11 protein-coding genes and 1 pseudogene are annotated in these 13,992 nt (G+C 54.9%); 3 read left to right on the top strand and 9 right to left on the bottom strand.

From position 1 onward, the window contains the following. Positions 1-64: 64 nt before the first annotated feature. From PV433_RS24660 to PV433_RS24635, 6 genes are all read right to left on the bottom strand, one after another. Positions 65-793 (bottom strand): hypothetical protein, encoded by a 729-nt coding sequence (locus tag PV433_RS24660; protein ID WP_332074679.1) that lies wholly within the window; start codon positions 791-793, stop codon positions 65-67. Beyond that, positions 790-1,503, bottom strand: coding sequence for a fluoroquinolone export ABC transporter permease subunit (locus PV433_RS24655; protein WP_332074678.1), 714 nt, complete (start codon positions 1,501-1,503; stop codon positions 790-792). The genes PV433_RS24660 and PV433_RS24655 overlap by 4 nt, the downstream gene beginning before the upstream one ends. Continuing rightward, positions 1,500-2,354: an ABC transporter ATP-binding protein gene (locus PV433_RS24650; protein WP_332074677.1), complete on the bottom strand. Its 855-nt coding sequence runs from the start codon at positions 2,352-2,354 to the stop codon at positions 1,500-1,502. The genes PV433_RS24655 and PV433_RS24650 overlap by 4 nt, the downstream gene beginning before the upstream one ends. Next, entirely contained in the window at positions 2,347-2,964 is a 618-nt protein-coding gene (locus PV433_RS24645; RefSeq protein WP_332074676.1) for a TetR/AcrR family transcriptional regulator, read from the bottom strand. The genes PV433_RS24650 and PV433_RS24645 overlap by 8 nt, the downstream gene beginning before the upstream one ends. A 787-nt stretch (positions 2,965-3,751) precedes the next feature. Next, positions 3,752-4,960, bottom strand: a complete 1,209-nt coding sequence (locus PV433_RS24640) for an MFS transporter (RefSeq protein WP_332074675.1) — start codon at positions 4,958-4,960, stop codon at positions 3,752-3,754. Positions 4,961-5,031: 71 nt separating this feature from the next. Continuing rightward, positions 5,032-5,631, bottom strand: coding sequence for a TetR/AcrR family transcriptional regulator (locus tag PV433_RS24635; RefSeq protein WP_332074674.1), 600 nt, complete (start codon positions 5,629-5,631; stop codon positions 5,032-5,034). A 278-nt stretch (positions 5,632-5,909) separates the two neighbouring features. On the opposite strand from PV433_RS24635, the gene PV433_RS24630 reads away from it, so the two are divergent. Continuing rightward, positions 5,910-7,172: an amidohydrolase gene (locus PV433_RS24630; RefSeq protein WP_332074673.1), complete on the top strand. Its 1,263-nt coding sequence runs from the start codon at positions 5,910-5,912 to the stop codon at positions 7,170-7,172. Further along, positions 7,169-8,401 (top strand): amidohydrolase family protein, encoded by a 1,233-nt coding sequence (locus tag PV433_RS24625; protein WP_332074672.1) that lies wholly within the window; start codon positions 7,169-7,171, stop codon positions 8,399-8,401. Before PV433_RS24630 ends, PV433_RS24625 begins: the two co-directional genes overlap by 4 nt. Before the next feature lie 513 nt (positions 8,402-8,914). Here PV433_RS24625 and PV433_RS24620 read toward each other — a convergent pair. The 3 genes from PV433_RS24620 to PV433_RS24610 all read right to left on the bottom strand — a co-directional run bounded on the left by PV433_RS24620 (position 8,915) and on the right by PV433_RS24610 (position 13,317). Next, on the bottom strand, positions 8,915-9,817 hold the full coding sequence (locus PV433_RS24620) for a LysR family transcriptional regulator (protein WP_332074671.1): 903 nt from the start codon (positions 9,815-9,817) through the stop codon (positions 8,915-8,917). 94 nt (positions 9,818-9,911) lie between these two features. Then, the gene (locus PV433_RS24615; RefSeq protein WP_190926983.1) at positions 9,912-10,091 is read right to left on the bottom strand and encodes a hypothetical protein; all 180 of its coding nucleotides are present in this window, start codon (positions 10,089-10,091) and stop codon (positions 9,912-9,914) included. 106 nt (positions 10,092-10,197) lie between these two features. Next, a complete protein-coding gene (locus PV433_RS24610) occupies positions 10,198-13,317 on the bottom strand; it encodes a hybrid sensor histidine kinase/response regulator (protein ID WP_332074670.1) in 3,120 nt (1,039 codons plus the stop codon). 276 nt (positions 13,318-13,593) lie between these two features. Here PV433_RS24610 and PV433_RS24605 point away from each other — a divergent pair. After that, positions 13,594-13,836: pseudogene (locus PV433_RS24605) on the top strand (short-chain dehydrogenase); the annotation flags it as partial. Positions 13,837-13,992: the final 156 nt, after the last annotated feature.

Below are 13,992 nucleotides of genomic sequence, written 5' to 3'. Positions count from 1 at the left end.
TGCGTAAAACCGGGGAGACGTGTAAGGAGCTTGCAGAAAACGTTGTCCGCCGGGCCGCTTCCCGCTAATCCGTCTTTCTAATAAAACGAACGAGCAGCATCCGGAACAACAGGATGTGGTAAAGCGTGCCCGTCGCCGCAAGCAGCAGTGCAGCGGGCAGATCGGACGCGGACCCGGCGAAGTAGGCTTTGGACGACCAGTAGGCCGGAAAGACGGCGCCCAGCGCCTGGATCGGGAACGGAATAAAATAAGCGATGACAGGGCCGAAAACAAGCAGTCCGACTCCTTTGGACAACGCCATGCCTTCCACTTTGTTGGATGCGTAAGCGCCCAGAAACAAAGACATAACCGGTGCGGAGAGCGCCGCCATCGGCAGGATCATCAACATATTCCACAGGCGCACCGGGACTAACCCGGAGCAGGTGAGTATGAAGACGCTGTAGACGACGGACAGCAGCACCGGCAGGAAGAGCCGATACCGCAAATATCCTCGTTTCGATAAAGGCGTAACCGCATAATAGTCGATCAGCTTCTCGTCCCGCTCGTCGAGCATCAGGAAACCCGTCATGACCCCCAGAATGAGCGGTGTCAGAAACAGCGCGATACTCAGGATCAGATCATAATGGACGGTCAGGTCGAAGCCGGTCCGTCCCTCCAGAAGCATGGCGCCGGCCGGGACTCCGAACCGGAGCACAACTAATAGAAGCAGCGGCGCGAGCAGATAAAAGGCGAGCATAGGGTCCCGGGTTACTTGCCGCAGATCCCCGCGAATCAGATGGAACGTTCGGTTCATCGTCCTTCGGCTCCTTCCCCGATTTTATAAACGAGAAACCGGTAAACAGAGTTCCGGGTCCAGCCATAAGCGAGCCCGATCCAAGCCAATAGCAAAACCGCGCTATACAGAAGCTGAGCCGGACTTGGAGCGGAGAAGGGCGCGCCGATGAGCAGAAGCGATCCGTAGGTTGGCAATACCGCAAGCAGCGGGCTGCTCCATATTCCGGCCGTTTCCAGGACTGGCAGCATGAACAGTAGTGTCGCAAAGGTAGACAGGAAGAAAAAGCCGTTTAACGTCTTCACCCGCACCGCAACCCCGAGACCGATAAACGTAAAAAACACCGAGGTCATGGCTACGCCGATTAGCAGCCATACGGGATTCGTGCCGAAGCCGAAGGCAGAGGCATGGATGATCCAACTGGTAGCAACAGACAGCACCGATAGCGATAGCGTTTTGGACCAAATATACTCTTCCGGCGTATAAGGTGTCACAAATAAGCTGTCGTGGATGCCTTGCCCTTTCTCAAGCAGGACGAGTCCGCCGATAAAGAAAAAGCCGAGCATGCTCGGGTCGGAGAACGTGAGCAGGATGTTCGTTTTCTCCAGGTAGCTGTCCGGCAGCAGCTGCATCAGGACGATATAGGCCACAGCGACGAGGGAATAAGCGTAATAAAAGCCGTGACGGAATTGCAGCAAAACATCGTATCGGAACGCCGCAGCCAACCTCATCCCAGACACCTCCCCGTAATGTTCACAAATATATCTTCCAGGGAAGCTTCCTGGGTATGCATCGTCTCGATCGTTCCGCTGCGGAGCAGCCGGATAAACGCAGGATCGTTGCCGATCGTCCGCAGATCGAACGAGGCTCGCTTGAGCGACGAATCTTCCTTGTACTCGATTTGGACTTCCTTCCGGCCTTGGCGAACCTTCAGCTCGCGGGGGGAATCGATCAGACGGATGTCTCCGTCTACGATGAAAGCGACGCGGTCGCACAGCTCTTCGGCGGCGCTCATGTTGTGCGTGGTCAGAAGAATCGTTGTGCCTTCGCGTTTTTTCCGGAGGATCAGCTCCTTCAAGCTTTTGGCATTCACCGGGTCAAGTCCCGATGTCGGTTCGTCCAGAAACAGCAGGCCCGGTTTATTCAGAAGAGCCCGGCACATGTTCAGCCGCATTTTCATTCCTTTGGAATAATCGGCTACTTTCCTATGAGCGTACGGTTCCAGCCCGAGCATGGCCAGCAGGTTCTTCGGATCTTCCGTCTCACCGGAATATAACGAGCGGAATAAATTCAGATTCTCGATGGCCGTAAACCGGGCGTAAAAGTTGGGGAACTCGAAGGCGACGCCGATGTTCTCGTAATAATCGTTCCGCACCTCCCTAAGCTCTTTGCCGATGACGCGAACGCTTCCTGCATACGGCTTGAGGACGCCGATCAATATTTTTTGGATTGTGCTTTTACCGGCACCGGACGGGCCCAGAAATCCGAAAATTTCCCCTTCGCGGATGGAGAAGTCGAGTCCTTTAAGCGCAGGCTCCTTAACTCCCGGATACCAAAACTGCAACTGTTGCACCTCAATCATCGGTTTCCTCCTCTTCGGCAATCAGGCCGTCCGCCACAAGACGGATGAGCAGTTCGATCGTATCCTCGTATTTGTCCTCGCCGATATGACGTTTCTGCAGGGCGAGCAGCACAAGCGAACGAAGCAGACTAACGATCGTTTCCGGATGTGCCTGGGTCATGATCCCGCGCTGCTGAGCCAGCTCGAAAATCGGAATGAAAAACCGGGTGTCGCTGTCAAAATGCTCCTTCAGCTTCTCCTCGGGTATTCCGCGGAACAACGTTTCCATACTGTCGTTGTCGTAAAGCTGGCGGATGAGCGGATGGGTCTCCATAACGGCGAACGATTCGCGTAAAAACCGTTTGAAGAGCGGCCGGGTCAGCTTTCCGGCAGATTGAAGCAAATCCAGCAGACGGCTGCGAATGGCCTGCTCCTCAAGCTGGAGAATTTCCAGATACAGCTCCTCCTTGGAAGCGAAAAACATATAAAACGATCCTTGCGCGATTCCTGCGGATTTGGTCAGGTCCGTGACGCTTGTTTTCTTAAGCCCGTGCACCGAGAACAGCTGGCGCCCATTCTCCAGCAACCTGCCGCGGATAAGCTCTTTTTCTTTGTCGGTGAATTTGCGCATATGCGGAAAACTCCTCTTTGGAAACATATGAATAATTTTATTTTATATTCACATAATAAAGTTTCTGCATGCTTCTGTCAATGATTGCCGGCAAGGTTCACCTGAAGATTGTCCAATGGAAAAGGGAAACCATCAGAGAGCCGTACTCCGGAAAACAAGCTTGTATCGCTTGATGAGGGGGCTGGGTAACCAGCCCTCTGTAGCGACAGGGCGCCGGTATCGTTCGCTGCATTCACACCGTCCGTACAACGGCTCCGTATCGGCCAACGACGCCTCGAACAGCGCGGCCCGCGACCGCCGTCGCCGTATAGCCGCACCGGTATCGTGCATCAGCCCGGGGTGCCGCTGATCGCGGAGGACGAATGTGCCGCCGGATTTCCGCTTGAGAAGCGTTGTCATTTTGCCAAGACAAAAATGCTTCACCCGCATAAGCTGAGCTAGTGCGGAGAGAAGCATTTATTGGTTGTGTTTACGGTTAGAGAGTGGTTTGCGAGGCTGTCGATTCAATGTGGACAACCCAAGTGGAAAGGGAAAAGATTACCTTCTGGCGAGTTTTGTCTGGAATCCCCTACCTTACAATCCTTATTCAATCAAGGGATTCCGGACAACCTGTTTGAGCAGAAGAAGGTAACTTTTCACTTGGAACGGCCTGCTTACACTTCTACACAATGAATCGACAGCCTCGTTTGCAGCTTTTATTTTGTCTGTAACCCGCTTGAATGACACAATAAGAGTGATCTGCAGCTTCTTCTATCGGCCGAAGGCTGTACCGTCAAGTTGCAATCCGTCACGAAGACGCAGGGGCGTCCTGCAGCTTGCGTTTGCCGGCTCTTAGCGACATGCCGAAGCAGATCAGCAGAACCATACAGGCCAGCGCATACGGATAGTTGATATCCACATCGAACAAAAATCCGGCGACGATCGGTCCGGCGATATTGCCGAGACTGGTGAAGGCCGAGTTGAGACCGGCCACGTAGCCCTGCTGATCTTTGGCCATCATGGACATCTGGGTGCTGATGGCCGGACGCAAGATGTCGATCGCCAGGAAGACGATAAACGTAACGGCGAAAATGAGCCAAAACTTATGGACGAACAGCGTGAGCAAAATAAACAAACCGGCAAAAAACAAGCAAACCGAAATGACGCGTTTCTCCCCGAAACGGTTCAGAATCCAGCTGAACGCGGTCACCTGAACGACGGCGCCGGCGATGGAGCCGAACGTGATGATAAAGGCGATATCTTTAGGCCCGAACCCGAATTTATGATCGACGAACAATCCGAAAACCGTCTCGAAGTTGGCCAGTCCGAACGACATGACAAAGACGATAACCAGGCTTAAAAAGTAAGGCTCGCGGTAGGAGTGCAGCAATTGCGAGAGAAGGCTTCTCCGTTGTTTCTCTGCGGACGCCGAATCGGCAGCCCCTTCCTTGGCCGGCAGCGACTCAGGCAAAATAAGGAGCGTGATGACGGCGGCGATCAGTCCGGCCACGGCGGCGGTATAAAAGGGGGTGCGAATCCCGAATTCGGCGATATACCCGCCAATGCCCGGACCGATAACGAAACCTGTCGTAATCGCCGCGTTAATATAGCCCATCCCGGCGGCGCGCTGCTCCTTCGTCGTGACGTCCGCGGCGTAAGCCATGACGGCGGGCATAATCAAGGCGGCGCTGACGCCGCCGAGCATCCGCGAGACGAACAGCAGCACCGGGTCGCTTGCGATTCCGAACAGCCCTTCCGACACCGCGAACACGAACATGCCGATGACGATCATCCGTTTTCTGCCGAACGAATCGGCCAGCCGCCCGGCCTGAGGCGAGAACAGAAGCTGCGTTAGCGAGAAGGCCGCTACCAGCAAGCCGACCGTGCTCCCGGTTATGCCGAGCTCGTCCATAAACATAGGCAGGATCGGTATGACGAGGCCGATCCCCGTAAAGACTAGAAATAGATTCAACATCAGGACCAGAACGGCCCCCCGATTTTTTAACAGCAAAGACATGATTAATTCCTCCAAACGATATAAAAGCAAACATACTGAATATTCATTCTAGATTATGGTGAAAAAAAGGACTAGCGGGATGGCTTGGCAACGCCGTGCAAAAACACGTCCATTGCAAGCCGGTAAGCCGCCAGCGCCTTATCCCGGTCCATATGCCGGGAATGTTGACTTAATCCGAACATCAAACTGTCCAAAATAATCGCGAGAGCCGCCACATTTGTGATCTGGAATTCGCCGTTGTCGACTCCTCGTTGGAGCAGCTGCCGATTAAAGTTAAGATAACCTTGGACCATGGCGTTAATACGCTCTTCCACATCCGAAGCTTTCTCGGCATTGTTGAAAAACTCGTCAACCGCTTTGGTCAGCGGATGATTCAATTGGTCGATCGCCAAATGTTCAGCCATTCCGTATAATTTCTCGGCGGTAGTCGGGTAGAGCGGTTCTTTGGCCAGCCATGTTTCTTCCCATTCCCGGTTCCATTCCTCGATCAGATATAAAATCAGTCCTTCTTTACTCTTGAAATGATAATAAATGTTGCCTGCGCTGCAGCCGGTCGCTTTCACGATATCTTCAATCGATGTAGCCTTGTAGCCTTTTTGCACGAACAAGGTTCTGGCCTTCTCGGCTATTTTCTTTTTGGTTTGCTCGCTTTGCAGCTTCTTTTTATTCATCCATACCGCACCACTTTCTGGCTGGCCGTGTACAGTCGCCGAATTATACTGAACGTTTATTCAGTATTCTAACCGATCAAGAGATCATTTCGCAAGGTTTGTCTCAAAAAATGTGATTCCATATGTAAAACCTATAGAAAGATAATATTTTTAATATTATCGCTATACAACAATCAGTGATAGCATACGGATAGACTCGGACTGATAGAATATAGGTGCAAATGGCAAATGGACGTATTCCGTCACAAGAATAAATACATTTGGGGAGGGAAAAGCGCGTGAACGGGACGTTTTGGCTGACGAATGTCCGTTTGGAGACCGGTTATAAGATGGAGGACGGTGCGATTACGGGAACAACGACAGATCTGTATCACCTGAGGATCGAGAAGGGAATCATTTCGGATCGGGTACTAGCAAGCGATGTGCCGTATGGATCGAAGCCGGGGGAAAGGAAAGGGAAACAGGGGCTGCCTCATCTGGATGTGCAGGGGCGGCTCGCTCTGCCTTCTTTCGTAGAGAAGCATTGTCACCTGGACAAGACGCTGCTCGGCGACCGCTGGCGCCCGGTTCGTCCGGCCCCGACCTTATTTGAACGATTCGAGATTGAGAAAGCTGCGTTGCCGCAGCTGGCCACTACGATGAAGGAACGGGCCGAGACTTTGCTCGGCATCCTTCTGCAGGCGGGGTCGACGCATGTCCGCACGCATGTCGATTTATATCCGGAGGTTGGGCTCAGCCATCTGGAAGCCGTACAGGAGGCACTGGCCTCGTTCAACGGCAAATTGTCGTACGAAATCGTCGCGTTTCCTCAGCACGGACTGCTGCGCACGCAAAGCGCCGGACTTGTGAGAGAGGCGCTGCGCCGGGGCTGCAGGCTGGTCGGAGGCGTCGATCCGCATACGGTGGATGGCGATATGGAGAAATCGCTGCAGACGATGATGGAGCTGGCGGTGGAAGCGGATGCTGATGTCGATCTGCATTTGCACGACGGCGGTCGGGTCGGGCTGGACACGATCCGGAGATTGGCGCAGTTGACGGAGGAAGCCGGCTGGCGGGGCCGGGTGTCGGTCAGCCATGCGTTCGCCTTGGGCGAAATGGAAGGCCGGGAAGCGGACGAGCTGACGCAACTGCTCGCCGATAACGGCATGACGATCATCACGAGCGTGCCGCTGGGCCGGACGATGCCGCCGATACCGTTCCTGCATGCCAATCAAGTGCCGGTTGCGATCGGCTGCGACAATATATTCGATTCATGGTCGCCGTTCGGCAACGGTGACATTCTCGAAAGAGCGGGGCGGCTGGCGGAACGGTTTGGACGAAATACGGAGCAGGCATTGGGGGAGACGCTCGGCTGGATTACGGGAGGCCGAACGCCGCTTGACCGGGAAGGACGGCAAGTGTGGCCCAAGCCCGGCGACGAAGCGAGCTTCGTGTTCGCCGAAGCGGAATGCTCGGCGGAGGCTGTAGCCCGAAGAGCGAAACGTCCGGCCGTGATGTTCAAAGGAAGCATCGTATATGGATCATTGGAGGGTGGAGCATGAATCATTCGGCTTATTGGCTCGTCAACGTTCGTTTGGAAAGCGGCTACCGTTACGAAGAGGGGGAGATTACCGGAACCGAAACGGATATGTGCAGCATTCGCATCGAGAACGGCCGGATGACGGCCATCGCTTCGGCTGCGGACAGTCTGCCGGGCGACGGGCTTCCGCTGCGTAATGCGGGAGGGCTCTTGATGCTTCCCGCTTTCAGGGAAATGCACATTCATATCGACAAAACCTACTATAGCGGGCCGTGGAAAGCGGTAAAACCGGTGACGGGCATATTCGGCAGAATCGAGGAGGAGCGGGAGCTCTTGCCGAAGCTGCTGCCTACCGCACAGGAGCGGGCGGAGAATATGCTCGCGCTGCTGCTTGGCTATGGCTCCACTCATGTCCGGACGCACTGCAATGTCGACCCGGTCGTCGGCTTAAGAAACCTGGAGGCTGCCATGCGCGCGCTTCAGACGTATTCCGGCAAGCTGACCTCCGAGGTAGTCGCCTTCCCGCAGCACGGGCTGCTTCGCTCGGATGCGGTCCAGCTCGTCCGGGAGGCGATGCGGCATGGCGCCACCCATGTCGGTGCGGTCGACCCGGCAACGGTGGACGAAAATATCGAGAAATCGCTGCAAACGATGATGGACATCGCGGTTCAGACGGATGCGGGCGTAGATATTCATATCCATGACCGCGGCGAGACGGGAATAAGGACGATGCACAGGCTCGCCGATCTGACGCAGCAGGCCGGCTGGCAGGGCCGGGTGACGGTGAGCCATGCGTTCGGTTTTGCGGGCGAAGCCGGAGCCGCCGCCGAGCTGGCGGAACGCTTCGCGGGTCTCGGCATCTCCGTCACCTCGACGGTGCCGATCGGCAGTTTGATCATGCCGATTCCGATGATGCGAGCGAAGGGAGTCCGGGTTGAGCTGGGCAACGACAGCATTACCGACCATTGGTCGCCGTTCGGCACCGGGGACTGTCTGGAGAAAGCGGGACGGCTCGCCGAGTTGTACCGGTTCGTCGATGAGCGCTCGCTCGGCGAAGCGCTGGGTTTTATCACGGGAGGCGTAACACCTCTCGATGCCGAAGGCAAACGGGTGTGGCCCGCAGCCGGCGATGCCGCCGACGCGGTGCTGGTACAAGCAAGCTGCTCCGCGGAAGCGGTAGCACGAAGAGCGAAGCGGGTGGCGGTGCTGTTCGGAGGAGAGGTTGTCTCCGGGGCGTTAGACGCCGGATAAAACGTTCCGCGGGGGAGCTGCGGCTCCCAGCGCAACAAACAAGCCGGGAGCTTCTCATTCGAGAGAAGCTTCCGGCTTGTTTTCAATCGATTAGAATAGTTAGCCGAAAATAGCAGATGCAAAAGAGGCTGTCGATTCATTACGGACAACCAAGTGGAAAGGGAAAAGATTACCCTCTGGCGAGTTTTGTTTGGAATCCCCTACCTTACAATTCTTATTCAATCAAGGGATTCCGGACAACCTGTTTGAGCAGAAGAAGGTAACTTTTCACTTGGAACGGCCTGCTTACACTTCTACAATGAATCGACAGTCTCGCAAAAGACTCTTATTTTCCTATTTTTCCAGTCAGCTCGACGTACGCGCATTCGTTCCAGCGCAGCTAAACGCAATCTGCTCCCTGAATGAGGGGAACGGGCTTCATCCAAGGTGGAGCGGTTCCCCATAACCTCTCCACGACCGGCTGGAGCGGAGGTGGCCCCGACTCCTCCCACGCACCGACCGGGTCGGAGTCGATTATTTGCCCATTGCTTGGCCAGCCGTTTCGCTTTTTAACAGCTCAACAAAATTGTGAGCGGCTTTGGACAAACGGTGGTTTTTCAGCCGGATGACGCCGACCGGAGAATACAGCTCCGCAGCCGGGGAGATTCGGCGAGCGCGGACCGGGTAGCCCGGATGCCGGGCAACCATCGTCTCCGGAACGATCGAGCAGCAAAAACCGGACGAAACCAAATCCATCAGCAGCGTAATATCGGAACATTCGCCCATAAGGTTAGGGTTCAGACGGAACCGGGAGAACGCCTCCACGATTAAATAATAAACGCCTAATCCTTCGGTGCTCGGCAGGATCAACGGAACGTCACCCAGATCGGCTAGCGACACCTCGTCACCCGGCCACTGTGTCGATTGGGAAGACGTAATAAAGTAAAACGGCTCGGCAAACAGATGAAGCACGGAAAAAGGAGACAGCTCAAGCGGCAGACGAATGATCGCAAGCTCGATGCTCCGTTCCTTGACCAGATTGCACAGATGAGCCGATTCGTTCTGCTGAATTTTATAAGTGACCTTAGGGTATTGCTTCTGGAACCGGTGGAGCATCCCGGATAGTCCCGCAACCGAAAACGTATTGATGCCGATTTTCAACTTTCCGTTTACCCCATTACCCACTTCCTTTACTTCCGTTTTCGCTTCTTCCATGAGCTGGGTCAGCTGCAGCGCATACTTATACAACGATTTCCCGGCTTCGGTCACTTCGAAATTTTTGCCGCTTCTCTCTACCAGCTGCAAGCCGAGCTCTTCTTCCATCGCTTTTAACTGCTGGCTTAACGGCGGCTGGGACATATGCAGTTTTTCGGCGGCGGCCGAGATTCTCCCTTCCTCCACGATCGCAATAAAATATCGCAGCTGCCGGATATCCATCTCTTGAAGACTCCTTTCTCGTAATAAGGGGCGAACGGATCAGGGTACTGTCTCTTGGCGGCGGATGCGCGCCCGGAGGCAGCCACGGGTCGCCCTACAGCTCGAACCAAATGAAAACGGCCAGTGAAGCTAGCAGCGCAGCAGCGTTGACCGCCGCGAAAAACCGTTTTCGCACCTTTCCGCTCATTGGTTCGGCAGACCAGAGAAGCTCCCACACCAATATCCCGTTTAATACGGCGAAAATAATCAAAGAGATCACCAATTTTACAACCATCCGGTATCCACCTTTCCTTGAGAAATGATGAGTTTAGGAGCATAAGCTTGAGGGTTGCGCCAATCGCTGGCAACGATCGCACGCAACCTGATCCTTGCAGCGTGGTCTAGCGGTTCCGTTTGCGGAGTCCGGCCGGCAGGTACGGGATCGAGAACGATACGGTAGTCCCGCGATCCGGAGCGCTTTGGATATCAAGTCCTTTGCCATAGTAGCGTTTTAAACGAAGATCGGTATTGCATAGGCCAATTCCCCGGTCGGGCTCGGACGGATGGCCGGATAACCGCTGCAAAATCTCCTCCTCGATCCCGACACCGTCGTCCGCGATGACGATCTTCGCGTGAGCGCCGGTGTCGGTGAGACGGATCGTAATCGTTCCGCCGCGGGTCCGCTTCATCACTCCGTGTCTGACTGCGTTTTCTACCAGGGGCTGGATCGTAAGCAAGGGGATCATCAGCCGTCCGCATTCGCCTATCTCCCATTGAACCTGCAATCTGTCGTCAAACCGTTCCTTTTCAATATGCAAATAAGCGCGGACGATGTTCAGTTCTTCTTCAATCGGGACCAGCTCATCCCGGAATTTAATTTTGCTTCTGATGACATCGCCGAATGCTTCGAGCATGTCGCGCATCCGTTTCAAATCGATCGAACTGAGCGCCGAGATCGAATTTAATGTATTAAAGATGAAATGGGGCTGAATTTGCGCCTGCAGCCAGGCAGTCTCCATCCGAATCCGCTCGCGCATAGACTGCTTCACTTCCGTTAACATTTGTACTCTCGCTCTTAATTCGAGCGCATCGACCGGCTTCGTTACATAGTCGTTGGCCCCTGCTTGAAACCCGTATCGAATGTCTTCGGGCCGGCTTCTGGCGGTAAGGAGCAGAACGGGAAGGTCGGTGACGGAGAAACGGCCGCGAATGACACGGGTCAACTCATACCCGGACATATGAGGCATCATGACGTCCGTTAAGACCAGGTCCCATTCTTTGGCATCCAATGCAGCCAGCGCTTGCTTGCCGCTTGTCACCGACGTTATGGCATAACGGTCCGACGATAAAATCGTCTCAACCACTTCCAGATTTACCGGGTCGTCGTCTACGACCAGCAGATGAGGCCGATCGCCCGCGCAAGCCGCTCCCGTCAGCGTCTTCTCCATCCAAAGCGGCGGGGAAAAAGGGGCGGCGACCGCAGCTGCCGATACAGCCGATTCTGTCGACTCCTTCGCCTTAACGTCCAACGATTCGGCCTGTCCCGCCAGCTGCAGCGTAAACACGAATTCCGAACCTTGTCCGGGTGCGGAGCGGACTCGCAGCGTTCCGCCATGCAGCTCGACCAGCTGCTTGCTGATACTGAGGCCGAGGCCAAATCCGCCCTCGATCATCGTCTTGGCGGAGTCCGCCTGCTCGTAAGGCTCGAACACCCGCTGCCGCGTTTCCTCATCCATCCCGATGCCGGTATCGGCGATCGCGATGCGGGCTTTTCCGTGTTTGACCTCCCCCCGAATCGTTACTTCGCCTTCGTTCGTAAATTTCAACGCATTGTGCAGCAGATTAAACACGATTTGGATCACCCGGTTTTCGTCGGCGTACACGTTCGGGAAATGCTCGGGAATTTCGTTAACGATCCGTACGGGCTTGCCTTCCGTCATCGGGTGGAGCATGTCCGTGACGCCGGTAACGATCGGTTGCAGCTTGATGCTCCGGAGCTGCAGACGGGGACCCGACTCTTGCAGGCTCATGGCATCGAGCAGGTCGTTTAGCATAATGGACATCCGGCGCCCCACGGTCAGGACGGTTTTCAGATCTTTGACGCTTTTCCTGTTCAGCGACGGCTGCTCTCGTTCCAAGACCGCATGCGACAAGTTCAAGATGCCGTGCAGCGGATTGCGCAGCTCGTGGGACGTATTGGCCAAAAATTCGTCCTTCCGTTTATCCGCCCTCTGCAGTTTGGCCGCGAGCTGCTCGGTTTCCGCATGCACCTGAAAGTAGTGTCTGAACCAGACCGAAGCGAAGCAAGCGATCGAAGCGATCAGGTCAAACGGGTAATAAACGACTTTAATGCCGGCCGTCATCAAAATCCCCCACCAGAGGAGATTGCTCATGAACGCGATGACGGACAGCAGCAGCAATACGTTATCCTTCGGTTCCTTGATGGAGGTGCGGAGCATGGACAAGATCGTGAACAGCATCGAGACCCCGATGCCTAGCGAATATATGAACTGAATCGTCACCACATACCTGGCCGGCAGGAGGAGCGACAACAAAGCGGCCGTACCGCAAAAAGCGGAGAGCCATGGGACCCATTTGCGCCAAAAGGCCGTCAACTGGTGCTTGATGCACTGAAGCAGCGCATACGCGGCTGTAATCATGGCAAAATGGACCAGCTTAAAGCTGAATTCATAGTTGATCGGGAACCAATACGACAGCAGTTTCTCGTCGCTGCCCAGCAAATACATGAACATCGCGCTGACCAGAAGCAGGGAGAAGGCGATCAATCTCCGGTCCCGGCGTCCTACCAGATACAGGATGAGTGCATAGACGGCATGGATCAGAAAAACGACGGCCGCAATCTGCTGCATGCTGATCGAGAGCAGCGTCTCCCGGGCCATCCGCTCCTCCGTCCCGAACTTGATGGAACGGACGATCCCGCTCCCCCGGGGATCTTTGTAATTGGCCGCCTGGATGACAACCTCGATTACGCTGTCGCCGTTCGCCGTGAAGGAGGAGGAGTAAGGCACGTTATGCGCGACATACGTCTCTGCACTTTCCCCCGGCTGACCCGAGGCGGACAGCAGCCGGCCGTTCACATACAACGCGGATGAGCTTCGCACGCTGGGAATCCGAATGCTGTAGTTCCGGTCCTGTTCCGGGCTGACCAGGATGCGCAGCCGATAGGTCGCATAGCCGTACGGCGTGTCGCTTCCCGGCTGCAAGGAATCGTTCCAGCCGCCCGGAACCCGTATCCAATCCGGTTGGCCTGGCGCCGCTCCCCGCTCGCCGGTGATCAGCCACGTATGCGGGTAAAACTCCCACTCGCCGTCCAGGGTAAGGGTGCGGCTGTCCCAGTCCTCCCAGTTTCGCAAATCGAGCTGGCCGTGAACGGCATGGGGCTGATCCGGGTTATGAAACGACGCGATCCATATTAGGCGCATGCCGGTCAGAATCATAAAAAAGACACCGGCGATCGCTATATATCTCCATTTGGTATTTCGGTTTGGAAAATTCGGCAAATCAGATATACTCCTTATTAATAGGTGTTAACGGCTAGATGGGGAAAGGCCGCAATAAAAAAAGGGCCTATAATAAAGTTCCATGCTCCGCAGTCGAATCCTTTCGAATCGTGTATCTCCCTCCTTGAAAAAAAAGGAAAACAAAAAAAGAGAATCCAATATGACAGAGGTTGTCATATTTATTGCGGTATAATGAGGAAGAGAACAAGAGACCGAGGGGGAGAGACGATGAAAGATTTAAGCGGAAAAGTAGCCTTGGTGGCGGGGGCGACGACGGACGCCTTGGCCAAGGAGCCTCACTTCGTGATCTCCGAGACGCCGCGTTTCGTCGGACGCGCCGTTGCGGCTTTGGCGAAAGACCCCTCGGTGCACCGATGGAACGGTCGTTCCGTGTCCAGCGGCCAGCTTGCGCAGGAATACGATTTTTGCGATCTGGACGGTTCGAAGCCGGACTGCTGGCGGTATATCGTTGAAGTGCAGCAGGCAGGCAAGCCGGCAGATCCGTCCAGATACCGGTAACGCTCCTCCGTTACAACTGAATAAGATTTGGAGAAGAACCTCCGGCCCCGCAGCATACAAGCGGATCTGGAGGTTTTTTACTGCGCTTTTGTGATTTTTTTGGGAGATCGGCGTGGTATAGTAGAGGTTGTCTGTCGACTTCCAAGAAGAGGGGAA

It is taken from the genome of Paenibacillus sp. GYB004 (assembly GCF_036577605.1).
Lineage (GTDB): Bacteria > Bacillota > Bacilli > Paenibacillales > NBRC-103111 > Paenibacillus_AB > Paenibacillus_AB oceani.
This window is presented reverse-complemented; position numbering and strand designations above follow the sequence as displayed.